The following is a 21,651-nucleotide window of genomic DNA, read 5'->3' as shown; positions in this document are numbered from 1 at the left end:
CGCCCAGCTCGCACCGCACGATGACAAGAATCACTGTAAGGTCTTGAAGTATGACCGCTCAGTACTCCGACTCTCGGTTGACCAACTTGATCGCCCAAGGTACAGGCGAGATTCTCAAAGGAATCCGTGGCGTAGGCCTGCTTCGTGGCCGCGAGCTCGGTGAAGCCGGCGATGATCTTGCACAAAACTGGATCGCACGCGTGTTGCGTCAACACCGCCCCGACGATGGATTCCTCTCCGAAGAAGCAGCCGACAACCCTGCACGATTGGAAAAAGAGCGAGTCTGGATCGTCGACCCACTCGACGGAACCAAGGAATTCGCCACTGGTCGCCAAGACTGGGCTGTGCACATTGCATTGGTAGAAAACGGCGTTCCTACCCACGCTGCTGTTGGCCTGCCTGACTTGGGCGTTGTGTTCAAGTCCTCTGATGTCCGCCACGTGTCTGGGCCATTCGCGGGCAAAATCGCGATGTCTCGCAACCGTCCACCTGCTGTCGCACAGTTTGTCGCTGACAACTTGGGCTTTGCTTGTGAGGGCATCGGCTCCGCGGGAGCGAAGGCGATGCACGTCTTGCTGGGTGATTACGACGCATATATCCACGCAGGCGGCCAGTACGAGTGGGACCAAGCCGCACCAGTCGGAGTTGCACTGGCTGCTGGCCTGCACGCCTCCCGTCTCAACGGCGACGCGCTGCAGTACAACAATGCCGATACCTACATCCCGGACCTGCTGGTGTGCCGACCTGAGCTGAAAGACCAAATCCTCGAATTGCTTGCGAAGTACCACGACGAGCACGGTTCCTTCGAAGGCGTAGCTAAGTAGAATTTTGGCGTTTCGGTTAGAGTAGGCAACTATGACTGTGCCTACTCCGTACGAAGATCTACTTCGTGACATCTTAGAAAACGGCCAGGCAAAGGGCGATCGCACCGGCACCGGCACCACCAGCGTGTTCGGTCGCCAGATTCGCTACAACCTGGCCGATTCTTTTCCCCTGCTGACCACCAAGAAGGTCTTCTTCAAAGGCGTTGTCGGCGAACTGTTGTGGTTCCTGCAAGGCAGCTCCAACGTCAAATTTTTGCAGGACAACAACATCAAAATCTGGGATGAATGGGCCACCGAAGACGGTGAGCTCGGCCCTGTCTACGGCGTGCAGTGGCGATCTTGGCCAACACCAAACGGCGAGCACATCGACCAGATCCAAGTCGCGCTGGACACATTGAAGAACAACCCAGACTCGCGTCGCATCCTAGTTTCTGCCTGGAACGTGTCCGAATTGGACAGAATGGCGTTGCTGCCTTGCCACTTGCTCTTCCAGCTCTATGTCGTCGATGGCGTCTTGAGCATGCAGGTCTACCAGCGCTCCGCTGACATGTTCTTGGGCGTGCCGTTCAACATCGCCTCCTATGCCCTACTGACCCACATGTTTGCACAGCAAGCTGGCCTAGAAGTCGGCGAGCTGATCTGGACCGGTGGCGATTGCCACATCTACAACGATCACCTAGAGCAGGTCAAGGAGCAACTCTCCCGCGAGGCACGCCCTTACCCGCAGCTCAAACTGAACAAGGCCGCCAGCATTTTCGACTACAGCTTTGAAGACATCGAAGTTGAAGGCTATGACCCTCACCCGAAGATTTCGGCACCGGTGTCCGTATGATCGGCGCGATCTGGGCCCAAACCCTCGACGGTGTCATCGGCGACGGCAAAGGCATGCCTTGGCATCTCTCCGAAGACCTGCGCAACTTCAAAGCCACAACGTTGGGTTCCCCGGTTGTCATGGGTAGGCGTACCTGGGAGTCGCTGCCCAAGCGCCCGCTGCCGGGACGTGACAACTACATCGTGTCCAGCCGCGAGCCCGGCTATTGGTCCGACGGCGCTTTTGTCACCTCCGACCTCCCCGAACTGCATACCGACGCGTGGATCCTCGGCGGCCCAGGTCTGTGGGAGGCGTTCATGGGACAGCTCGACGTCATCTCGATTACGCTTATCGACGCTCACCTGAAGGACTACGCTGGCCAGCACACCGTGTATGCGCCCCGAGTCCCCGAGCATGAATTCGCTTTGATGAACGACTCTGGATGGATGGCCTCCGAGAAAGGTCGTCTACTAGATTCCCCCGAATCGGCAGAAACACTTCGCTACAGGTTTTTGCGTTATGAAAGAAAGGTTGCGAAAGACATTGTCTAGCGACGCGCACGTCACCCTCTACACCACTTCCTGGTGTTCCTTCTGCAACAACCTCAAGCGCCACCTGCGACGCACTGAAACCCCGTTTGCTGAGATCGACATTGAAGAGCCCGGCAACGAAGACGCAATTGAATGGGTCGAGTCGGTGAATGAAGGAAATCGCATCGTTCCCACCGTTCGCTTTTCCGACGACACGCACGCGACTAACCCGCGCGCCTCTGCTGTTCGAGCGAAGCTGCGCGAGTTGACCGGCGAAGAATAACTAGTCGTCTGCTTCGCCGAAGAGTTCCACCATATCCTTTGGCGAAAGCGACGCTACATTGCCGTTGAGTTCTCGGGCCGATGCCTCGTTGAGGTAGTTATCGATTGCAGTGCGGAAGCGACGCGCATCGTGCGGGTTCAGCAGCAGGACACGTTCCGAAGACCCGCCTGGGAGGATCTTATCCACCGAAAGCGCAGGGATTCCGTCCTTGGAGACGATCTCCACCTCGATCTTGCGGCGCTGGATATCTGTAAACGTCGGCTGGGTCTGAGCCATTCTGACTTCAGGTCCTTTCCCCTAGGAATTCAATGCAGTGTGTCCAGCCTAATTTATGAAGGCTTACTTCGTTGCGGTAGCCTTACATTTTGTCGCTGAGATGCGACATTTGCTCCTGTAGCTCAGTGGATAGAGCACGGCTCTCCTAAAGCCGGTGTCGGAAGTTCGATTCTTCTCAGGAGCGCTTTTTCTTTTCGTCCTCGCCACCCCCGAACGCAGCGACCAATGAGTTAAGTACTGCCCCGCACACGTACCGCAGGTACGCTTGCCGCCTATGAGTCAGATCACGCCCACTTCGTGGGCTCGCGCAGGTTTTGGCATGTTTGCCGTCGGATTCGGCGCCAACCTCTTCGCCCCAATGCTGCATGTATACCGCAATGAACACGGGTCCAGCGACGCGGCACTCACCGCGATGTTGGGCGCCTACGCAGTGGGGTTAATTCCCTCGCTTCTCTTCTTCGGAGCACTTTCCGACCGCGAAGGTCGCAAGGCCGTCATGCTTCCTGGCCTGTTCGTCTCTATGCTCGGTTCGGCGGTACTTGCGATGGGCGCCTTCGGCGTGGACTGGCCACTGTTCATCGGCCGGGTGATCATTGGCGTTTCGGTCGGCATGGGCATGGCCTCCGGTACGGCGTGGATCAACCAGCTTTCGACGGACAACTTGCGTGCGGGCCCAACGCGCTCGACGATTGCCGTGTCTGGCGGATTTGGGTTCGGCCCGCTGCTCTCTGGTCTCGTCGCCGAGTTTGCACCCGCCCCTCAGATCACTCCGTATGTCGTGCACATCGCTCTGACAGTGCTGGCGATTTTCCTTGTACGAAATTTGCCGGAAACGCAGGAGCGAAGCGACGTGCGTCGCCAGCTCGTCCCACCAACTGTGCTGACCAAGCAGTTCTTCTGGGCCATTGCGGCGTGGGCACCATGGTCTTTTGGAGTTACCACCACTGCCTTTGCATCGACCCCAGCGAATGTCCCAGTCACGGTTAATTGGCCATTGGCGTTCCTCGGTGTCCTAGCGTTCCTCACTCCACTAGCCGGAGTCTTGATCCAGCCAGTTGCCACGCGACTGGGCGCAGGCACCGGCCAACGCCCACTCCCACTGGCTACTGTCGGCCTCGGACTGGCCGCGCTGGGTCTGCTAGTCACCATCGCCACGGTGCTCACAGAATCGATGGGCCTGATGCTGCTTGCTGCATTCGTTTTGGGTGGCTCATACGGCATCATGATGGTCGGCGGTATCTCGCAGGCAAAGCTCCATGCTCCGCCCGAGCAGCTCGGTGGCGTGATCGGGGTGTTTTATTCTCTTGCCTACTTGGGCTTCTTCATCCCATTTGTCACCTCTCTTGTAGTATCGACGATTACTCACCTCGCCGGAGTGGACAATCAGCAGGCGTATATCTGGGTGCTCATATTTGGGATGGCGGTGTGCGCGGTTTCTATCCGGCCAGTTGCCCGAGCAAGCAAATAGCCCCGCGCACGGCGGGGCTAGAGTTTGCGGATCGGCTTGCGACTAGTCGGTTACTGCGGAATCTTCGATGCGCTGCTCGGTCCATTCCTTGATGTTGGAAGGCTCGATCGACTGCTCGCGACCGTCTAGGTCCTCAGCAACGAATGCCTCGTCGTCCTCGATTGCTGTACGCAGCTGCGCAACACGGTCGTCGCCGGTTTCCTTGTCAGCTGCGCGGAAGTAAAGGGTGTCGCCCTCGATCTGCTCAATAACGATTGCGTCTACGCGCATGGTGGTGTCCTTTCAATTGATAAGAGTTTTACCACTAAAAGGATAGCCGTGATGGCGGTCACGTGCTCGTCGAGAAGCAAAGGGTAGCACTTTGTTGCCAGTGTTGCTACCGTGACAAATGTGAATAAATCCATGCACCACACTCGTCGAGGCTTTCTCAAGTCCGCTTCTCTCGCTCTGGCCGCAGGCGCAGTTGGCGCAACAGTGGCACCACACGCTCAAGCCCAAGGTCGAATTCTTGGCACCGTCATCGACTACTCCGCTGGCGTACCTTCCGGCAAGTCCGTCAAGGCGGCTGGCCATCTGGGCGCTGTTCGCTACGTTTCTAATCCGCGTCCTGACGCGCAGTGGATGAAAGGCAAGCCAGTCTCCATCGCCGAGGCCCGCGATTTTGCCAACAACGGCCTTGCCACTGCATCGGTATACCAATTTGGACGTGCCGATACGGCAGACTGGCTCGGTGGAGCTGCAAGCGCTGCGATTCACGCGCCACAGGCCATCTCTTTGCATCAGGCCGCCGGCGGCCCAACCGGACGCCCAATCTACATTGCTATCGACGACAATCCAACGCGCACCCAGTACACGGAGCAGATTCGCCCTTATCTCCAAGCGTTTGGAACGGCCCTAACAGTGGCAGGCTACCGTGTCGGCGTTTACGGCAACTGGAACGTCATTGAGTGGTGCATCCAGGACGGCATCGGCCAATATTTCTGGCAGCACGACTGGGGTTCCGGCGGCAAGATTCACCCGCGCACCACCATCCACCAGAAGGCCAAGTGGCAGACTTATATCGACGGTATCCAGGTGGATATCAATAATGTCTACGCCTCGGATTGGGGCCAATGGAAGCCAGGTCAGGCAGCACCGTCCTCATTCCCGATTGATTTGAACTCCCTTTCTTCGCAGATTTCTCCGCAGGATATTGACAACGCGGTCAAACTCTCCCAGAACATCATGTAAGCCCAAAAGCCTAAGGCCCCGCAGAGATTATTCTGCGGGGCCTTCACTTTGGAGCTAGTGAAGTGGACTCTTAGTGATCCACTGGCTTTTCTACGCCAACACCGGTGAGGGAACGAACTTCCATTTCGGAAGCCAGGTGGTCCAGGTTGTCTGGCTTGCCGACGAAGGTGCCGATGATACCTGCAAGGAAGCCAAGCGGGATGGATACCAAACCAGGGCTGGTCAGCGGGAAGATGGACCAGTCTGCATTCGGGAACATCGCGGTCTCGGAGCCGGACACTGCTGGTGACAGGAAGATCAGTACCAGTGCAGAGATCAGACCGGTGTACATGGAGGCAACAGCACCGGTGGTGTTGAAGCGCTTCCAGTACAGGGAGAACAGAATGGTTGGCAGGTTAGCGGAAGCTGCGATCGCGAACGCCAGGGAGACTAGGAAGGCAACGTTTTGCTGCATTGCGAGGATGCCCAAGATGATGGATGCGATACCGATTACCACAACAGTAATTCGCGAGACGCGCACCTGCTCAGCCTCGGAGGACTGACCATCGCGGAGGACCGCGTCGTAGACGTCGTGGGCGATGGAAGCAGAAGCGGTAATTGCCAGACCAGCAACCACGGCCAGCACTGTCGCGAAGGCAACTGCGGAGATCAGCGCCATGAACAGGGAGCCACCGAGCTCGAAGGCGAGCAGCGGTGCGGCGGAGTTCGCGCCGCCTGGGGCAGCCAGGATCTTGTCTGGTCCGACGAGAGCACCTGCTGCGTAGCCCAGAACCAGAGTCATCAGGTAGAAGGCACCAATCAGGACGATTGCCCAGGTCACGGACTTACGTGCTTCCTTAGCGGTAGGAACCGTGTAGAAGCGCATCAGAACGTGTGGCAGACCCGCAGTACCAAGGCAGAGAGACAGACCCAGGGAGATGAAGTCCAGCTGGCTCATCGCGGTTGCACCGTACTTCAGGCCTGGCTTCATGATGTCTGCAGCTTCGTAGCCCTTCTCCTTGATGTATTCGGAGGCTGCGTGGGTGTTAATCGCCTCGTCGAAAAGCGTGCCGAAGCCACCCTTAACCGCTACGAATACCAGCACCGTCATGATCGCAACGCCACCAACAAGGAGGACGGCCTTGATCATCTGAACGTAGGTGGTGCCCTTCATTCCGCCGATGAGAACGTAAGCAATCATGATGACGCCGACGATGGCAACACAGATTGCCTGTGCGCTAAAGGAGTGCAGGTTCAGCAGAACCGACACGAGGGAGCCCGCACCAGCCATCTGGGCGATCAGGTAGAACAGGGAAACAAATAGCGTACCGAACGCCGCGGCGACGCGAACTGGCTTCTGCTTCAAACGGAAGGACAACACGTCTGCCATCGTGAAGCGGCCAACGTTACGCAGTGGCTCAGCAACGAGCAGCAGGGCCACGAGCCAAGCGACGAAGAATCCTACGGAGTAGAGGAATCCGTCGTAACCAGAGATAGCGATTGCGCCGACAATGCCCAGGAAGGACGCTGCGGAGAGGTAGTCGCCTGCGATTGCGAGACCGTTCTGTGTACCGGTGAAGGATGCGCCACCAGTGTAGAAGTCTGCAGCTTCCTTGGTGGTCTTGCCTGCGCGAGATACAACCGCCAGGGTGATGACAATAAACGCCGCGAAAACAGCGATGTTGAGGATCGGATTACCGGTCCCCTCCGGGGTGGCTTCCTGAGCGAGAATGAGTGGATTCATTGCTTAGCCCTCCATTTCTTCGCGAATCGCAGCTGCCTGCGGCTCGATGTTCTTGTTTGCGTAAACCACGTAGACGTACGTGATCAGGAATGTGGTTAAGAACTGACCAAGACCGAGCCAGATGCCTACGTTCAGGCCAAGGAACGGCTTCGCCATTGTGTCTGGCATGTAGGTTGCTACGACGACGTAGAAGACGAACCAAACGAAGAATGCGATCGAGACTGGGAAGGTAAAGTTTCGGTAAGTCGCGCGCAGCTTCTGAAACTGCGGGCTGTTCTGCATAGCGATGAAGTCCTCGGAGGTTGGTTCCCTACGAGTATCACCTGCGGCGGCCGGCACACTAGACATGGTCGACTCCTTTTCATGGTGTGATCGTTCAAAGTTCATTCGAAAATCAGTCAACTGTGATTGCCGATCTCGATTGGATAAAAAGTTACCTTCCTCACATTGCAACTTTGAAAGAAAAAGGGGCTAATTTGCCCCTTAGCACGATTAACTACCCCCATACCTGCCAACTACCTGCATTTTCAATTAGTACTACCACACCCCCGTGAACGCCAAAAGGTCCCACTTGCAAAGTTTGCAAATGAGACCTGGCTAACAATTAGGCCTTCACAGTTGTTGCAGAGACAAATTTCACAAACTTGTCACTGGCCCCGGAAACTCTCGCGGATCATTGGAAAGACGCTCACCCTGGACGCTAGCCAACACCTGCATATCATCGCGCGACAGGCGGAAAGACAGCGCACCGAGGTTTTCCTCTAGACGCTCGACGCTACCAGTCTTGGGGATCACCGAGATCCCAAGCTGTAGCAAGAATCGCAACAGAACTTGCGCACTTGTCTTCTCATACTTGGCAGCAATCGCTTTCACATCCGGGTTGTTCAGCATCGTGCCACGAGCCAAGGGCGCCCACGCTTCGGTCACAATCTTCTTTGAATCATGGTATTTACGCAGCTCATCCTGAGTAAATCCAACATGCAGTTCAATCTGGTTGACAACTGGCGTAATACCTGATTTCTCGATCAGCTCATCCAACACTTCTTCATAGAAATTCGCCACACCGAGCGATTGCAGCTGACCCATGCCCTGCAAACGTGCCATCTGTTCGAAAGACTCGACAAAGAGCCCACGCTCCGGCCATGGCCAGTGGATCATGTAAAGATCGATGAATTCGAGATCAAGCTTGCTCAACGACGACTGATAAGCCTCGAATACATTACCTTGGTCGCTATTCCACAACTTGGTCGTGATGAACAGCTCTTCGCGAGTAACGTCGCCGGCCTTGATCGCGTCATTGATTGCACGACCAACCCCTTCCTCGTTGTCATAAAACGAAGCAGTGTCGATGTGCCGATAGCCCAATTCGATGGCTGCGCGCACCACGCGTTCAGTTTCGCCCGGGTCAAGCTTGTACACGCCCAGTCCGAGCTGTGGGAGGTCGTAGCCGTCAATCAGCGGCAGCGTTGGCATATCGAAGTCAGTCATACCTTCCATCATGCCTTCTCTCCTACTTTTTCGACATGTCCGGCACCCCACAATGGGAGTTTGTAACCAAGTCAAAGTAAAAACCTCTCTGCGCCTCGTACTTGAGGCGCAGAGAGGTGTGTCGTCGTAAAGCAGCTTTGTGCTGTTACTTCGCGTCAATCAGGTCGATGATGAAGATCAAGGTGCGACCAGAAAGTGGGTGTCCACCGCCTGCGGCACCGTATGCCTTTTCTGGCGGAATAATCAGCTGGCGACGACCGCCAACGCGCATGCCTGGGATGCCTTCCTGCCAGCCTTCGATGAGGCCCGTCAGTGGGAACTCGCTGGACGCTCCACGGTCCCAGGAGGAGTCGAACTCCTCACCGGTCTCGTAGTCAACGCCTACGTAGTGAACCTCGACGAGGCCACCTGCCTGAGCTTCGGCGCCTTCACCGATGACGAGGTCCTCGGTGACCAGATCAGCTGGTGCTGGGCCCTGTGGGACGTCGATGGTGGGCTTGTCCATGGAAAAACTCTCCTTGATTGTTGAGTATTGGTTCCTAGGGGCACACTGATAGAAAACAGAAGCCGCCGGGTACGTGCTTCACAAGTATATGTGAGTACACGTCCCCGGCGGGAATCCATTGTGCTGTTAAGCGAAATTAACGCTGGTCACGTGGCACAAAGTCACGCTTGGTCTCGCCGGTGTAAATCTGGCGTGGACGGTTGATCTTGGTGTTCATCTGCAGCTGCTCGCGGTAGTGAGCGATCCAGCCTGGGAGACGACCGATGGCGAACAGGACGGTGAAGAAGTCCGTTGGGAAGCCCATCGCGCGGTAGATCAGGCCAGTGTAGAAGTCTACGTTCGGGTAGAGCTTGCGGGATACGAAGTAGTCGTCCTTCAGCGCAATCTCTTCCAGCTGCATTGCCAGATCCAGCATTGGGTCGCCGCCGAGGTGAGCGATGATGTCGTGCGCGGTCTCCTTGACGATCGCTGCGCGTGGGTCGTAGTTCTTGTACACGCGGTGGCCGAAGCCCATCAGGCGAACGCCCTTTTCCTTGTTCTTCACGCGGTTCATGAAGTCGGTTGCGTCGCCACCGTTGTTCTTCTGGATGTCTTCAAGCATCTCAAGAACAGCCTGGTTTGCGCCACCGTGGAGTGGGCCGGACAGAGCGTTGATGCCACCTGCGATGGAGACGAACATGTTCGCCTGCGCGGAGCCGATCATGCGCACGGTAGAGGTAGAGCAGTTCTGCTCATGGTCTGCGTGAAGGATGAGCAGCTTGTCCAGAGCGTCTACAACGACTGGGTCAACCTCGTAAGGCTCGGTTGGGTAGCCGAACATCATGCGCAGGAAGTTTTCGCGCGCGTTGAGGGAGTTGTCTGGGTACATGTACGGGGTACCCTTCGATGCGCGGTACGCATATGCAGCGAGCATCGGAACCTTAGCCATCAGACGAACGGTGGCCTTGTCTAGGTGCTCTTCGTTCAGCGGGTCAAGCTGGTTCTGGTAGTAGGTCGACAAAATGTTGACCGAGGAAGCCAGAACAGCCATTGGGTGCGCATCGCGTGGGAAGACGTTGAACTGGGACTTGAAGTCCTCGTCCAGCAGAGTGTGGTGACGGATGTCATCGTTGAACGCGTGCAGCTCCTCGTTAGTTGGAAGCTCGCCCTTGATCAGCAGGTAAGCAACCTCGTTGAAAGTTGCGTTTTCTGCTAGGTCTGCGATGTCGTAACCGCGGTGGCGTAGGATGCCTGCGTCGCCGTCGATGTAGGTGATCTTCGACTCGGTAGAGCCGGTGGAAACGTAGCCTGGGTCAAAGGTGACCAAGCCCGTGTTTCCGAGCATATTTCCAAGCACAACACCGTCGTTTCCTTCGGTAGCGCGCATGATGTCCATCTCGTACTCGCCACCTGGGTAGTGGAGTACTGCCTTGTCCTGATTATCAGTTGCCACTGTGAACCTTTCCACATCTTGCTGTAGGCGTTGCCGGTAGTGATCACGCCTGGTTATATGCTGACGCTAGCACTTTTCTTATTTGCGCTTCCAGCATCGTCGTTAAATTCGAGTCCAGTTAACGTTTTGCGCCCCGTGAAGGGGTTCCCCGAAACTGCCTCTAAAGAATCCAGTGAGATCCTGTTGAGCCAGTATCGGGCAACTACAGCGCACTGTTGACCTCAACCCAGCTTAGCAAAGTTTGTGACGCACGCGACAAATTTTCGGGTGGAGACTAAAACTCACTCCCTACCCCCGTATGGGCCCGTGAATTGGTCACAATCCCACTTCTTCGGGATATGTCCCCGACTAGAGTAATTTGAGGAATGCCCCCGCATGGTGGCGCAACTCTAGCGCCGCATCACGAGTATGGAGATGGACAAGGATCAATGACTGATTACCCAGTACTGAAGGAAGACCTCATTCCTGTAGATGGCCGCTTCGGCTGTGGCCCATCGAAGGTGCGACCTGCACAGATCGATGCAATCGTCGCAGGCGCAGACGGCATCATCGGCACGTCCCACCGTCAGCCAGCTGTCAAGAACGTTGTCGGCGAGGTTCGCGATGGACTCTCCGAGCTGTTCCAGCTGCCAGAAGGATACGAGATCATCCTGTCCCTCGGTGGCGCTACCGCATTCTGGGATGCAGCTACTTTCGGCTTGATCGAGAAAAAGTCGGCACACCTTTCCTACGGCGAGTTTTCCTCAAAGTTCGCAAAGGCTGCAAAGCAAGCTCCTTGGCTCGATGACCCTGAGGTAATTGAAGCTCCAACTGGCGATGCGCCTGAACCACGCGCCGTCGACGGCACCGACGTCTTGGCATGGGCTCACAATGAGACATCCACCGGCGCAATGGTCCCTGTCACCCGCCCTGCTGGCACTGACGCACTGATCACTATCGACGCAACCTCTGGCGCTGGCGGTCTCCCAGTTGATATGTCCCAGGCAGACGTTTACTACTTCTCCCCACAGAAGTGCTTCGCCTCCGACGGCGGCCTGTGGCTCGCGGCAATGAGCCCTGCAGCGATCGAGCGCATTGAAAAGGTCAAGGCTTCCGGCCGTTTCATCCCTGCCTTCTTGGATCTGCAGACTGCGGTGGACAACTCCCGCAAGAACCAGACCTACAACACCCCAGCGGTAGCTACCCTGCTCATGCTTGCCAACCAGGTCAAGTGGATGAACGAGAACGGCGGCCTCGATGGCATGGTTGCCCGCACTACCGAGTCTTCCAACACCCTGTACACCTGGGCTGAGAACAACGAGGTCACCTCGCCTTACGTTGCCGATCCAGCCAAGCGATCCCTGGTTGTCGGCACTATCGACTTCGCTGACAACATTGATGCAGCTGAAATCGCAAAGGCACTGCGCGCCAACGGCATCCTGGACACCGAGCCGTACCGCAAGCTCGGCCGCAACCAGCTGCGCATCGGCATGTTCCCGGCCATCGACCCATCGGACATCGAGCGCCTGACCAAGGCAATCGACTTCCTTTTGGAGCAGGGCGTCGGCGTGAAGTAGGTTTTCACTTCGTTTTTCACGGAACACAAGGATTTCCCATGCGGAAGCCCTTGTGTTTCGCCGTTTCCAGGGCAATTTACGTTAGGCTGAGACAAACTACAGTCATGTAAGGAGTGAAGATGCGCGAGCTTTTCCCTATTGAGGAGGAATCCACCACCGATTCATTAGTGTTGCGCACTGATGATGGAGAGCGGTTTTTCATCCCGCGCGCGTCGCTCTCTTCGCTTGTCGACGATTCCCCTGCCGGCGCCGAATCCAATGTCCGAGTAGTGGAATCCACTGAACCAACAGCCGCGCCGACTAAAAAAGTTGAAGAGTCCACTCCAGCTGTTGAACGCGCGTTGCCCGAGCCTGATCCCCTCTACGCCAAGCCGCTGTCGATGCGCCCCTCCGAAATTCAGGCGCGCATCCGTGCAGGTGCATCGGCGGAGGAAATTGCAGACGAAATGGGCGTGGCGATTTCGCGCATCGATCCTTATTCGCACCCAGTCCTTCTCGAACGCGAACAGGTCGCAGAGGCTGCTAAGCGCTCACACCCCATTCGTGAAGACGGGCCGGCAAAGCTCACCTTGTTTGAGATCTTGGCCACCGCCTTTGCTGCCCGCGGACACTCGATATCTGACGCCTCTTGGGATGCCGTGCGCCAGCCTGGTGATGATTGGGTGGTCCGTTTGTCTTGGAAGGCGGGTTTGTCCGACAACGTGGCCGAGTGGTCTTTCAAGCGCGGCATGGGGTTCAATGCCACAACCGAGGCACGCAACCCAATCGCGGCAGACCTTACGGACCCAGACTTTGTACAGCCCGTTCGCTCGTTAACCGCCGTCTCGCACCCGAGCGAGGAAGAACTGGAAGAAGATTCCTTTGAGGATGCCGAGATCACTCCAGATAAGGAGGATAACGGCCCAGATACTCGCGAGGAGTTCTTTTCCGAAGGGGATTTCTTGCAACACCCCGAACCTGAACAGGCTCCTTCAAAGCGGAAGCGCAAGGCAGTGACTCCGCACTGGGAAGACGTTCTTTTGGGCGTGCGCACGAACACTAAGCGCCCCCGGAAGTAGATAGCAAAGGGGTCGATGAAATTATGAGTTTCCCCGCAGTAATTACGCTTTGGTTTGTCAATGCGGCTGATGTCGCAGCGGTGGTATCTCGCGAACCAAAGGCTGACCGTGGCTTCGGCCGAAAGTACTTGGCGCAGCTAAACCCGACGTGGCCGATTACTCCGATTGGCCAGTTCCCCTTGAATCGTTCCACGCAGCCGTCGCGCGACGAGTTTTACATCGCGGGCTACCCAGGAATCACGATCGTCCAGACATTCGTTGACAGCATTTCCAAGCTCTCCGAAGTGCCTCCGCGGTTGCTTCGCTCCGTCGCTGCTGCTGATGTATACGCCTTTGGCGTTGGAACAGATAGCACCTTCGCAGGGTTCGCCCACTTCCACGGTGACAGCGTGCGCCGCGCTTTTTCTGCGACGAGGACGACGATCTTTGAGGACGTCGGTCTGCCTCAGCCTTTCGAGGCCCCTTACTGGGCTGGTGAGATGGCGCAACAAATCGGCGGCATCTCCCTTCCTTTCGAGCCGTGCGATCTTGCCACGGCCGCGCAAGAGAGTTGGCTGGGGCTCGACGTTTCCCCAACCGGCCCAGATATCAACGTAGTCGCATATGCGGTCGATGGACGCCCAGAACCAAAGGTGAACACCACAGTCAAGAGATCTCCCAGCACAAACGAGGCTGCAGCAAAGTTCGCGGCATCACGCAGCGATTATGACGACTACCAAGCCATTGACACCGAGCCAGAAGGCGATGGTTTTGCCACCGTCGTGGATCAATCGCTTACTGCGGCACAGCGCCTCGGACAGCGCCTTATGCGTGGTGCCCGCGGTGTCAAAAACAACGTTATCGAGCGTATCCGTCACTCCGATCGTCGAAGCTCCGACTAATCGCGCAGGCTGCGGGAGCGCTCATAGAACGCGATCGCAGCGCTTGTCGCCACGTTGAGGGAATCAGTACCTGCCGCCATCGGAATGCGTGCTCGGACATCTGTTGCGCGCATTGCATGCTCGGTCAATCCGGGCCCTTCAGCACCCACGAGGAGCGCCACTTTCTCATATGGGGCGCCCGTGTCGTCGACAAGCGCATCAGCAAGGTGTTCGGCCTGCGGATCAGGAGTCAATGCCACTAGTCGGTAGCCAGACTCACGGAGCTGATCCAAGGAGCGCTGCCAGGTAGTAAAGCCGCCATCTAGGTGTGCAAAAGGCGTGCGCAGCACATGGCCCATAGAAACACGCACGCTTCGCCGATACAGCGGGTCTGCGGTTCCAGAGCCCAGCAGCACCGCGTCAACGTCCATCCCCGCAGCGTTGCGGAATATTGCGCCGATATTCTCATGGTCCCCGACGCCTTCGAGAACAACGACTGTGCGCGACTCTTCAACGATTTGGCTTATCGACGATTCCCCTGCCCGATCAGCCACGGCTAAGAGCCCACGGTGCATGTCATAGCCCACCACTTGCGCAAGCACTTCCCGAGTAACGGCGTACACCGGCGCTTGGACTTTGTGGGTGGCCAGGAATTGTTCTAATCGCGCCTGGAAACCAATCAAGCACCGCAGCGGGTACCGAGATTCCACGAGCCGGCCTACAATAAGAGGACCTTCGGCAACGACGAGAGTTTTCTCGGCGGTCTTTAGATCCCGAATGTCGTCGAGACGCGGGTCTAGTGGATCGGTGATGTGCTGCGGTGCTGGGTTGTTGGAACTCACAAGGTGCTAGCTTAGCGCCTGCATGATCGGGTCCATTCCGAAGTAGACGACAAACAGCGCGGAAATAAACCACATGATCCAGTGGACATTCTTTGCCTTGCCTGCTGCTAGCGCCATGAGGGAGAAGGAAATGAAGCCCACGCCGATACCGTTTGCGATGGAGTAGGTAAACGGCATTACTGCGATTGTAAGAAAGGCTGGTAGGGCGATGTAGAACTTGTTCCAGTCAATCTGGGTGATCTGCGACATCATCATCGCGCCGACGATAACCAAGACTGGAGCTGCTGCCTCGATCGGAACGATCTCATACAGCGGGGTGAGGAACATCGCGAGCAGGAAGAGGATGCCTGTGACGATGTTCGCTAGGCCTGTGCGGGCGCCGTCAGCAATACCCGCGGAGGAGTCAGCGTAGACCGTCGCGGAGGACGATGAACCCAGGCCACCAGCAACCGCGCCAAGGCCCTCGACGACCAGTGCGCTCTTCAGGTTTGGCAGGTTGCCGTCTTCGTCGTTAAGCCCAGCCTGCGCACCGAGGCCGTTCATGGTGCCCATGGCGTCGAAGAAATTCGCTAGAACCAGAGTAAAGACCAGCAGCGTTGCGGTGAGCGCACCAATGTGTACAAACGCGCCGAACAGGTCAACGCGACCGACGATGGAGAGATCGGGAATCGAACCTAGTGAATTCGGGAGTTCTGGCACCGCGAGTCCCCAGCCGGTAGGGCCGGAGTCAGCAGACGAGCCAACGCCGGTGATCGCTTCCACAATCATCGCGATGATGGTGGTTACGACGATCGCGATGAACAGGCCACCAGGGACATTGCGCACGACTGCGAAGCCACAAATGATCAGGCCGATGACAAAGGTCAAAGTAGGCCAGGACGCGATTGAGCCACCGAGTCCCAGGGTAACCGGGACGGTGGTGTGGGCAGCGTCTGGGATGCGGGTAACAAAGCCACCGTTTACCAGGCCGATCATCGCGATGAACATGCCAATACCGACACTCATCGCTGCTTTCATGGAACGTGGGATCGCCTGGAACACCGCGGTGCGGAAGCCGGAAATACCCAGGAGAACGATGATGATGCCGTCGAGGACCACCAAGCCCATCGCCTCAGCCCAGGTCAGGCCCTCGCCTCCGACAAGCGTGACTGCGACGAGTGTGTTCAGTCCTAAACCTGCCGCGATACCGAAAGGGTACTTGGCGATGAGGCCGAACAGAATCGTCATCACGCCGGCGACAAGCGCTGTCGCAGCCGCGACCTGCGGGATGCCAAGAACGGTTCCCTCTCGGTCCGGGCTTGTGCCAAGAATGAGCGGGTTGAGCAAGACGATGTACGCCATGGCGAAGAACGTAACCACGCCTGCGCGAACCTCGGTCCCGATGCTGGAACCGCGTTCTGTGATGTGGAAGAACTTATCTACGGCAGATATGTCCTGGCGCCCGCTGGTAGTGCTGGTTGATCCATTTTGACTCATGCCGAGTCCCCTTATCTGGAAAGAAAATTGAATTCAGTTTTCGCAGATAGGTTTGCAGAAATTGTTGATGATTCAAAATTGAAAAGAAAAGAGACTACCATAAAGGGGGTGACGGCTATTCGACGGCCCCTCAGGGGGTAACATGAATTCAGCGCTACCCCTCCACCTCCATGTACTGGATATATATCGGAGTATCTCGCACATCGTGCCTAATTGGGGCACAATTGGGGCAGTCGCTGATAGCGTGACGTTAGACCGTCTGTCCAACGGATTCTGGTTTGAAGGGTTGATTCCTTAAGTGGAAGTTTATACATTTGTCGTCCGCGATGGTGCCGTCATAGACCTTCACCGTTACCTCGATTCGTGGCGCGAACGAGGACTCTCCCACTCAAAGTTGAATAAACTCCGCATCCGCTTGGCACAGGTCAGCGGAACCCGGCGCGCCGTCCTCGAAGTAGCCAACGAAGATTATTCTTTGTCCCTACGCCCTCTCGCTGCACGACCCGAAGAAATCGTGGTCGATTCCGCAGGCATCGTCGACAAGCGCGAAAACCCCACCCGACGTGGTGAAGATCTAGGTTGGCAGCACGGCCAGCTCGCCCGCGTTTCGGCCGACGACGGCTTGCTTATCGACGAGGCGGGCCGCATCATCTCCTCCATCGTCGCCCCGATCGTCATGATTAAAGACGGCGCTGCCCACATTTCGGCACATCCCCGCACCACTCCGTCGGTTGCACTCGAGGGAGTGCTGGAGATTCTGGAGGAACAAAACGTTGAGATCCGTTTCAAGGAGCTCGGCTTTGCGCGTGCAGAATTGATGAGCACAGAAACCTGGCTAGTCAGCCCGCTCTATGGCGTCCGCTTGGTCTCCGGATGGCTGGAATACGGTGGCGTAGTTCCTGCCCGTACCGGTGTCGACCGCATGGGCGTGCCCACCCACCGAGAGGTGAACCAGTTGCGCGATCAACGGTGGGAAAACGCCTAGTTGTAGATCGGCTTCTCGTCGTCGTAGAAATGATCCGGCTGCTCAGGGCCTTCATCCACCTGGGTATCTGAATGGGCGCCACAGCCGTAGCTCGACGCTACAAGGCGCCCGTCGGCAGAGTATTCGTTAACACACACGCCGAAGTTCTCCCCGATTGGCTCACCGGCTGGAAGATAGAACGCGCATGTCCTGCACTGCAGCGCGGCCTTTTCCGCGAATTCGCTGGTGGGCCCGAAGTCTCCTTTACGCCAGCGCGACTTGGCACCTTCAAGGCCGGTCGTCGTTAAGTATTTCTTGGTGGTACGTCCCGTGAAGGTTACTGCGTCGCGGGCGAAAGAATCCTCCGTCAGACGGTCATCGTCTGGAGCCGGGGCCATCAAGTCGCCTGGGCCTAAATCACCTGGGCGTAGTCGTTCTGAGTATGGCACCCACTCGGGAGCTTGGAGTGCCTCGCCACTTGGAGCCGGAACCAGCGCAACCTCGTTTACGGTGAGGTAGTTAGAGCCGGCAGCGCAGGCGAGCACCGCGTTCCATTCCCACCCTGGATAACCAGGTACATCAGCATGGAAGCGGTGCGTCGCAACGTTGCGAGCATTGGCCGTGACTCCGATGTGCTCGCCGATTTCCTCTCCGTCGGCAACTTCGATCAGGGCTTCACGCGCAACTTTGATTGCGGTTCGGCCCAACAGCGGACTAGTTTTCTTGCGGTTTCTCGGTTCGGACACGTACCCATTATGGACTAGCTAAGGCAAGATGGTTCCCATGGGCTACACCAACTTCCCTCGTTTCGCCCCAGCATTCGCAGTTTTCCTCCTTGTGTCGTGCTCGGATGAAGGCATCGCACCGCTTAACGACGACTCCACCGCTAAAGTCGAGCAACTCTCAGTCCAAGTAGAAAAGCGCTACCCGTTCGATGACACCTCGTTTACCCAAGGTCTTGAGGTCGCACCCGACGGAACGTTGTTGATCGGCACAGGACAGGAAGGCGAATCTCGCCTTTACCGCAGCACTCTGGCTGGCCAAGAGCTCAGCAGCCTTGACCTTGATCCTGAGTTTTTCGGCGAAGGCATCACTCAGTTCGATGACTTCATTTGGCAACTGACGTGGCAGGACAATGTCGCCGTAAAACGCGACGCTGAGTCGTTGGTAGAGCTGGAACGGGCCAAATTCGACGGCGAGGGGTGGGGACTGTGCTCAATGGAAAATCACATCGTATTCTCTGACGGCACCAGCGAGCTCCGCCGGATGGATCCAGACACTTTGCAGGAGCAAGAGCGCTTCACGGTGACGCTGGAAGGCGAAGCGGTCACCGGGCTTAATGAGCTGGAATGCGTTGACGACGAGGTCTACGCAAACGTATTTACGACGACCGATATTTTGCGCATTGATGCCGATTCTGGCGAGGTTACCGGCGTAATTGACGCATCAGGACTGGAAAATAACGCCACACCAGATCCGAACAATGTACTCAACGGCATCGCACACGTGCCCGGCTCAGACAAGTTCCTTCTTTCCGGCAAGAGGTGGCCGGATCTTTACGAAGTGACCTTTGTACCCGCCGACTAGTTCCTCCTGCTCTAAAGCTAGACTGTGTGACCATGGCGAAGAAGAATTCCCAATCGCTCAAGTTGCTGGCCATCATCGTTATTGCTGTGGTCGCCTTCGTGGCTGGCGTGTACGCATTTCTCACTTGGCAGAGCAGTCAGCCACCAACCAATCCAAAGGATATTGCGATCACGGCTTCGGTCGGAGATGACAGCCTTGAGGTCACCCCGTACATGGTGTGCGAGCCTGGCGTTGAGTGCCCGGAGGGGGACGTTCCCACGCTCAAAGTCTCGGCGGATGACACGGTGACGATCGAGATCCCAGAAGAAATCTACGACCACGATTGGCAGCTTCTCACGATTTACGACGACCCAGGCGCAAACGATCAACAGGTTCATGGGCCGCGCGATGTGAACAAAGTCGAGGTCCCTGTTTCCGCAGCCCCGGTTGGCGATTCCCCCGAAAAACCCCAGCTAGTTGTAGTGGAGGTTTCGTCCGTGATGATCGGTCTTGATGACCATGACGAAGAAACCCCCTACCTAACTACTTGGTCGGTCGCGTTTGAGCAAGCCTAAAGGCGCTGCCTTAAGCGTCTAGCTCTTTAGCGACGGCCCGCAGGATCTCCGCGATCTGGCGGGCTTCTTTGCGCTCCGGGTAGCGACCCTGGGCCAAAACTGGCTGTACTTGGCTCTCGATTACTGTCATGACGTCCATCAACATGCTCGAAAGCTCTTCCGGCTTCCGTGTGTGCGCAGGACGGCGTCGAGGGGTGTCCAAGACCTTGACCCGCAGGGCTTGTGGTCCACGACGTCCAGCAGCAAAGTCGAATTCGATGCGCTGCCCTGCGGTGAGTGCCTCTACCCCTTGAGGTAGGACATTCTTTGCGATGTACACGTCTTCTTCGCCTGGGTTAGAGGCAAAACCGAAGCCTTTGTCGGCGTCATACCACTTCACTTTTCCGACAGGCACGATCATCACCACTTTCTTTCAAAAATACTTGTGTGCGCTTGGTCCAAGCCAGCGCGATAAAGGGCTAAGTTTACTCCTTTATTTACCGAAAATCGAAGTCCCAACAACTTGTCCCACAACCAAGGCTTCAAAGCCAAAAATGATCGTCCATTTCGCAGCGGGCCGCTTGATGCCAAAGCAAGACACAATGAGCACACGTCAACCAAATGTCGTTACTATTGGGGCGGGTGTGAAAGTTGTGATTTAGCCGTGACGGGGATCACATTGCAAAACTGTAACGCCCCTACCTGCATAAATAATTTCTTCTGCACGCACAGGAAATAAAATTTGCGCCAAACCGTGCCTGTTACGTGACTCAATCGTTATAAAGCGTTAGAGTCGTCGGCAGGCCTTCAATGAGGCAATACAACTTCACCGCCCACGCCGAGCCTTGTCCGGGTGGTGAAAGCTACAACCAAGACCTAACAAATTTCATAGGACAAGGACGGGGAACCCACCGCACACACGTGCACCGTGACACCTTCACTAGGTAGCTCACTTGGGGTGAAGCCCAGAACACTGGGCCGGGAATCTTCCAATCTCAACCCGAACCCGACAGCTCACCTCGTAGGCGCAAGAGAGAGGAAAACTCACATGGCACGCTTTACCGCAAAGTCCACCAAGTTCATCGCAGGCGCAGCAGTTGCTGTTGCAGCTTCCACCCTTGCTGCACCTACCGCAAACGCTGCCCCAGACTCCGACTGGGATCGTCTCGCACAGTGCGAGTCCGGCGGCAACTGGGCAATCAACACCGGCAACGGCTACCACGGCGGCCTGCAGTTCTCCCGCTCCACCTGGCAGGCATACGGCGGTGGCGAGTTCGCACCAACCGCTAACCTTGCTACCCGCGAGCAGCAGATCGTAGTCGCAGAGCGCACCCTGGCTGGCCAGGGCTGGGGAGCATGGCCAGCATGTTCCGCTCGTCTGGGCCTGAACTCCGCACCTACCCAGCGCACCGCACCTGCTGCAGCCCCTGCACCAGCGCCAGCTCCTGCACCAGTCCAGGCAGCAGCCGCCCCTGCACCAGTCCAGGCAATCGAGGACGAGGCTCCTACCCAGGAAGCAGCTTCTGATGCACTGTACAACCTAGTTGCAGACAACTTGGCTCAGTACGGCTTCGCAATGCCTACCGTTGTCACCGACTTCTACAACGCTAACCGTGGCAACTTCGACGCGTTCTACAGCAGCAACCGCGCGATCATCGACGCAGCACTGTCCAGCAACCCAATGAACATTGCATCCGCTCTGGCTGCACAGGTTCAGGCTCCAGTTACTGACTTCCAGAAGTCCCTCGGCCTCTAAGACCACAGAGCCACAAGCCGCTACAGGATCTCGTCCTATAGCGGCTTTTTCATGCCTTCCGTGTTTCGGAACCGGTTTTGGGCACGACAAATCCCCAGCAGGCCGTGGCTAGCTGGGGAAAGTTATTCGCGCTGGATACGCTTAGCGGTTGACGCGGGTGTAAGGGTGGACGTAACCGGTCTCTTCCACTGGGCGAGGAAGAATTAGTTCATCGCCGAATGGGCTGGACGCGCCCTGAAGCTTGGAGGAAATCTCAGTTACTGGGTGACCATTGCCTGGGGTATCTACAGGCCACGCAGGGTTCTGGTCAGCAATCTTGTCAACGTTCTTAGCCATACCGCTATTGTGCCAAAGACCATTCAGAAAAGTAACTAAACCGTGCACGTATGATGGCCTCTATCATGACCACGGCCAACTCGCTCCCCGATTTCCGCACGTCCCTGGCTAAA

At 56.8% G+C, this 21,651-nt stretch carries 25 protein-coding genes, 1 tRNA gene and 1 riboswitch; of the genes, 14 read left to right on the top strand and 12 right to left on the bottom strand.

What is annotated here, in order from left to right; translation table 11 throughout:
- The first annotated feature begins 50 nt into the window (after window positions 1–50).
- The 4 genes from QP027_RS02955 to QP027_RS02940 are packed head-to-tail and all read left to right on the top strand — an operon-like array spanning window position 51 to window position 2,448.
- Window positions 51–824, top strand: a complete 774-nt coding sequence (locus tag QP027_RS02955; protein WP_284825865.1) for a 3'(2'),5'-bisphosphate nucleotidase CysQ — start codon at window positions 51–53, stop codon at window positions 822–824.
- Window positions 825–855: 31 nt separating this feature from the next.
- On the top strand, window positions 856–1,656 hold the full coding sequence (locus tag QP027_RS02950) for a thymidylate synthase (protein ID WP_284825864.1): 801 nt from the start codon (window positions 856–858) through the stop codon (window positions 1,654–1,656).
- The gene (locus QP027_RS02945; protein WP_284825863.1) at window positions 1,653–2,186 is read left to right on the top strand and encodes a dihydrofolate reductase; all 534 of its coding nucleotides are present in this window, start codon (window positions 1,653–1,655) and stop codon (window positions 2,184–2,186) included. Before QP027_RS02950 ends, QP027_RS02945 begins: the two co-directional genes overlap by 4 nt.
- Window positions 2,179–2,448 (top strand): glutaredoxin domain-containing protein, encoded by a 270-nt coding sequence (locus tag QP027_RS02940; protein WP_284825862.1) that lies wholly within the window; start codon window positions 2,179–2,181, stop codon window positions 2,446–2,448. The genes QP027_RS02945 and QP027_RS02940 overlap by 8 nt, the downstream gene beginning before the upstream one ends.
- Here QP027_RS02940 and QP027_RS02935 read toward each other — a convergent pair whose 3' ends face one another.
- Window positions 2,449–2,724, bottom strand: a complete 276-nt coding sequence (locus QP027_RS02935; RefSeq protein ID WP_284825861.1) for a cg0963 family protein — start codon at window positions 2,722–2,724, stop codon at window positions 2,449–2,451. It lies immediately after the preceding gene.
- 111 nt (window positions 2,725–2,835) lie between these two features.
- Here QP027_RS02935 and QP027_RS02930 point away from each other — a divergent pair.
- Window positions 2,836–2,908 (top strand) — tRNA-Arg (locus QP027_RS02930).
- Between the two features lie 90 nt (window positions 2,909–2,998).
- Entirely contained in the window at window positions 2,999–4,192 is a 1,194-nt protein-coding gene (locus QP027_RS02925; RefSeq protein WP_284825860.1) for an MFS transporter, read from the top strand.
- A gap of 42 nt (window positions 4,193–4,234) precedes the next feature.
- On the opposite strand, the gene QP027_RS02920 is transcribed toward QP027_RS02925, so the two are convergent.
- Window positions 4,235–4,462 (bottom strand): hypothetical protein, encoded by a 228-nt coding sequence (locus tag QP027_RS02920; RefSeq protein ID WP_284825859.1) that lies wholly within the window; start codon window positions 4,460–4,462, stop codon window positions 4,235–4,237.
- 132 nt (window positions 4,463–4,594) lie between these two features.
- On the opposite strand from QP027_RS02920, the gene QP027_RS02915 reads away from it, so the two are divergent.
- Window positions 4,595–5,422 carry a DUF1906 domain-containing protein gene (locus QP027_RS02915; RefSeq protein WP_284826896.1) on the top strand — a complete coding sequence of 276 codons (828 nt, stop codon included), beginning with the start codon at window positions 4,595–4,597 and terminating at the stop codon, window positions 5,420–5,422.
- Window positions 5,423–5,492: 70 nt separating this feature from the next.
- Here the strand turns inward: QP027_RS02915 and QP027_RS02910 are convergent, their stop codons facing one another.
- The 5 genes from QP027_RS02910 to QP027_RS02890 all read right to left on the bottom strand — a co-directional run bounded on the left by QP027_RS02910 (window position 5,493) and on the right by QP027_RS02890 (window position 10,570).
- On the bottom strand, window positions 5,493–7,145 hold the full coding sequence (locus QP027_RS02910) for a solute symporter family protein (RefSeq protein WP_284825858.1): 1,653 nt from the start codon (window positions 7,143–7,145) through the stop codon (window positions 5,493–5,495).
- Between the two features lie 3 nt (window positions 7,146–7,148).
- The gene (locus QP027_RS02905; RefSeq protein WP_284825857.1) at window positions 7,149–7,493 is read right to left on the bottom strand and encodes a DUF485 domain-containing protein; all 345 of its coding nucleotides are present in this window, start codon (window positions 7,491–7,493) and stop codon (window positions 7,149–7,151) included.
- Between the two features lie 288 nt (window positions 7,494–7,781).
- Window positions 7,782–8,642 (bottom strand): aldo/keto reductase, encoded by an 861-nt coding sequence (locus tag QP027_RS02900; RefSeq protein ID WP_284826895.1) that lies wholly within the window; start codon window positions 8,640–8,642, stop codon window positions 7,782–7,784.
- Window positions 8,643–8,778: 136 nt separating this feature from the next.
- Window positions 8,779–9,138, bottom strand: a complete 360-nt coding sequence (locus QP027_RS02895; RefSeq protein ID WP_284825856.1) for an FKBP-type peptidyl-prolyl cis-trans isomerase — start codon at window positions 9,136–9,138, stop codon at window positions 8,779–8,781.
- Window positions 9,139–9,274: 136 nt separating this feature from the next.
- Window positions 9,275–10,570 (bottom strand): citrate synthase, encoded by a 1,296-nt coding sequence (locus QP027_RS02890; protein ID WP_284825854.1) that lies wholly within the window; start codon window positions 10,568–10,570, stop codon window positions 9,275–9,277.
- A gap of 428 nt (window positions 10,571–10,998) precedes the next feature.
- Between QP027_RS02890 and serC the strand changes: the two genes are divergently transcribed.
- From serC to QP027_RS02875, 3 genes are all read left to right on the top strand, one after another.
- Window positions 10,999–12,126, top strand: coding sequence for a phosphoserine transaminase (gene serC / locus QP027_RS02885; protein ID WP_284825852.1), 1,128 nt, complete (start codon window positions 10,999–11,001; stop codon window positions 12,124–12,126).
- Between the two features lie 119 nt (window positions 12,127–12,245).
- Window positions 12,246–13,184: a septation protein SepH gene (gene sepH, locus QP027_RS02880; RefSeq protein WP_284825850.1), complete on the top strand. Its 939-nt coding sequence runs from the start codon at window positions 12,246–12,248 to the stop codon at window positions 13,182–13,184.
- A 23-nt stretch (window positions 13,185–13,207) separates the two neighbouring features.
- Window positions 13,208–14,065, top strand: a complete 858-nt coding sequence (locus QP027_RS02875; RefSeq protein WP_284825848.1) for a DUF6928 family protein — start codon at window positions 13,208–13,210, stop codon at window positions 14,063–14,065.
- Here QP027_RS02875 and QP027_RS02870 read toward each other — a convergent pair.
- Window positions 14,062–14,886 carry a TrmH family RNA methyltransferase gene (locus tag QP027_RS02870; RefSeq protein ID WP_284825846.1) on the bottom strand — a complete coding sequence of 275 codons (825 nt, stop codon included), beginning with the start codon at window positions 14,884–14,886 and terminating at the stop codon, window positions 14,062–14,064. The genes QP027_RS02875 and QP027_RS02870 overlap by 4 nt on opposite strands.
- Before the next feature lie 6 nt (window positions 14,887–14,892).
- A complete protein-coding gene (locus QP027_RS02865) occupies window positions 14,893–16,362 on the bottom strand; it encodes an NCS2 family permease (RefSeq protein WP_284825844.1) in 1,470 nt (489 codons plus the stop codon).
- A 298-nt stretch (window positions 16,363–16,660) separates the two neighbouring features.
- Here QP027_RS02865 and QP027_RS02860 point away from each other — a divergent pair, with 298 nt between their 5' ends.
- Window positions 16,661–17,347 (top strand): aminotransferase class IV, encoded by a 687-nt coding sequence (locus tag QP027_RS02860; RefSeq protein WP_284825842.1) that lies wholly within the window; start codon window positions 16,661–16,663, stop codon window positions 17,345–17,347.
- Here the strand turns inward: QP027_RS02860 and QP027_RS02855 are convergent.
- On the bottom strand, window positions 17,344–18,072 hold the full coding sequence (locus QP027_RS02855) for a DUF3027 domain-containing protein (RefSeq protein WP_284825839.1): 729 nt from the start codon (window positions 18,070–18,072) through the stop codon (window positions 17,344–17,346). The two genes, QP027_RS02860 and QP027_RS02855, sit on opposite strands and share 4 nt — an antisense overlap.
- A gap of 37 nt (window positions 18,073–18,109) precedes the next feature.
- Between QP027_RS02855 and QP027_RS02850 the strand changes: the two genes are divergently transcribed.
- Together QP027_RS02850 and QP027_RS02845 are read left to right on the top strand one after the other, a co-directional pair.
- Complete coding sequence (locus tag QP027_RS02850) at window positions 18,110–18,913, top strand: glutaminyl-peptide cyclotransferase (protein ID WP_284825837.1); 804 nt, start codon at window positions 18,110–18,112, stop codon at window positions 18,911–18,913.
- Between the two features lie 32 nt (window positions 18,914–18,945).
- Window positions 18,946–19,467, top strand: a complete 522-nt coding sequence (locus QP027_RS02845; protein ID WP_284825836.1) for a DUF2771 domain-containing protein — start codon at window positions 18,946–18,948, stop codon at window positions 19,465–19,467.
- A 10-nt stretch (window positions 19,468–19,477) separates the two neighbouring features.
- Here QP027_RS02845 and QP027_RS02840 read toward each other — a convergent pair whose 3' ends face one another.
- Complete coding sequence (locus tag QP027_RS02840) at window positions 19,478–19,861, bottom strand: cold-shock protein (protein ID WP_284826894.1); 384 nt, start codon at window positions 19,859–19,861, stop codon at window positions 19,478–19,480.
- Window positions 19,862–20,309: 448 nt separating this feature from the next.
- Window positions 20,310–20,489: riboswitch (cyclic di-AMP (ydaO/yuaA leader) on the top strand.
- A 5-nt stretch (window positions 20,490–20,494) separates the two neighbouring features.
- Here QP027_RS02840 and QP027_RS02835 point away from each other — a divergent pair.
- Window positions 20,495–21,202 carry a resuscitation-promoting factor Rpf1 domain-containing protein gene (locus QP027_RS02835; RefSeq protein WP_284825833.1) on the top strand — a complete coding sequence of 236 codons (708 nt, stop codon included), beginning with the start codon at window positions 20,495–20,497 and terminating at the stop codon, window positions 21,200–21,202.
- A gap of 141 nt (window positions 21,203–21,343) precedes the next feature.
- Here QP027_RS02835 and QP027_RS02830 read toward each other — a convergent pair whose 3' ends face one another.
- Window positions 21,344–21,538 carry a hypothetical protein gene (locus QP027_RS02830; RefSeq protein ID WP_284825831.1) on the bottom strand — a complete coding sequence of 65 codons (195 nt, stop codon included), beginning with the start codon at window positions 21,536–21,538 and terminating at the stop codon, window positions 21,344–21,346.
- Window positions 21,539–21,651: the final 113 nt, after the last annotated feature.

The sequence above is a fragment of the Corynebacterium breve genome, from assembly GCF_030252165.1.
Classification (GTDB): Bacteria; Actinomycetota; Actinomycetes; order Mycobacteriales; family Mycobacteriaceae; genus Corynebacterium; species Corynebacterium breve.
Note: the sequence above shows the minus strand (reverse complement) of the source record. Positions and strands in the feature narration are given on the sequence as shown.

What these genes read in the sequence shown, in the direction of transcription:
- QP027_RS02905 (WP_284825857.1), bottom strand. Translation starts at nt 7,493, where the DNA reads ATGTCTAGTGTGCCGGCCGCCGCAGGTGATACTCGTAGGGAACCAACC.
- QP027_RS02935 (WP_284825861.1), bottom strand. Translation starts at nt 2,724, where the DNA reads ATGGCTCAGACCCAGCCGACGTTTACAGATATCCAGCGCCGCAAGATC.
- QP027_RS02945 (WP_284825863.1), top strand. Translation starts at nt 1,653, where the DNA reads ATGATCGGCGCGATCTGGGCCCAAACCCTCGACGGTGTCATCGGCGAC.
- QP027_RS02865 (WP_284825844.1), bottom strand. Translation starts at nt 16,362, where the DNA reads ATGAGTCAAAATGGATCAACCAGCACTACCAGCGGGCGCCAGGACATA.
- QP027_RS02910 (WP_284825858.1), bottom strand. Translation starts at nt 7,145, where the DNA reads ATGAATCCACTCATTCTCGCTCAGGAAGCCACCCCGGAGGGGACCGGT.
- QP027_RS02830 (WP_284825831.1), bottom strand. Translation starts at nt 21,538, where the DNA reads ATGGCTAAGAACGTTGACAAGATTGCTGACCAGAACCCTGCGTGGCCT.
- QP027_RS02900 (WP_284826895.1), bottom strand. Translation starts at nt 8,642, where the DNA reads ATGGAAGGTATGACTGACTTCGATATGCCAACGCTGCCGCTGATTGAC.
- QP027_RS02895 (WP_284825856.1), bottom strand. Translation starts at nt 9,138, where the DNA reads ATGGACAAGCCCACCATCGACGTCCCACAGGGCCCAGCACCAGCTGAT.
- QP027_RS02850 (WP_284825837.1), top strand. Translation starts at nt 18,110, where the DNA reads ATGGGCTACACCAACTTCCCTCGTTTCGCCCCAGCATTCGCAGTTTTC.
- QP027_RS02845 (WP_284825836.1), top strand. Translation starts at nt 18,946, where the DNA reads ATGGCGAAGAAGAATTCCCAATCGCTCAAGTTGCTGGCCATCATCGTT.
- QP027_RS02835 (WP_284825833.1), top strand. Translation starts at nt 20,495, where the DNA reads ATGGCACGCTTTACCGCAAAGTCCACCAAGTTCATCGCAGGCGCAGCA.
- QP027_RS02950 (WP_284825864.1), top strand. Translation starts at nt 856, where the DNA reads ATGACTGTGCCTACTCCGTACGAAGATCTACTTCGTGACATCTTAGAA.
- QP027_RS02920 (WP_284825859.1), bottom strand. Translation starts at nt 4,462, where the DNA reads ATGCGCGTAGACGCAATCGTTATTGAGCAGATCGAGGGCGACACCCTT.
- QP027_RS02925 (WP_284825860.1), top strand. Translation starts at nt 2,999, where the DNA reads ATGAGTCAGATCACGCCCACTTCGTGGGCTCGCGCAGGTTTTGGCATG.
- serC (WP_284825852.1), top strand. Translation starts at nt 10,999, where the DNA reads ATGACTGATTACCCAGTACTGAAGGAAGACCTCATTCCTGTAGATGGC.
- QP027_RS02915 (WP_284826896.1), top strand. Translation starts at nt 4,595, where the DNA reads ATGCACCACACTCGTCGAGGCTTTCTCAAGTCCGCTTCTCTCGCTCTG.
- QP027_RS02955 (WP_284825865.1), top strand. Translation starts at nt 51, where the DNA reads ATGACCGCTCAGTACTCCGACTCTCGGTTGACCAACTTGATCGCCCAA.
- QP027_RS02875 (WP_284825848.1), top strand. Translation starts at nt 13,208, where the DNA reads ATGAGTTTCCCCGCAGTAATTACGCTTTGGTTTGTCAATGCGGCTGAT.
- sepH (WP_284825850.1), top strand. Translation starts at nt 12,246, where the DNA reads ATGCGCGAGCTTTTCCCTATTGAGGAGGAATCCACCACCGATTCATTA.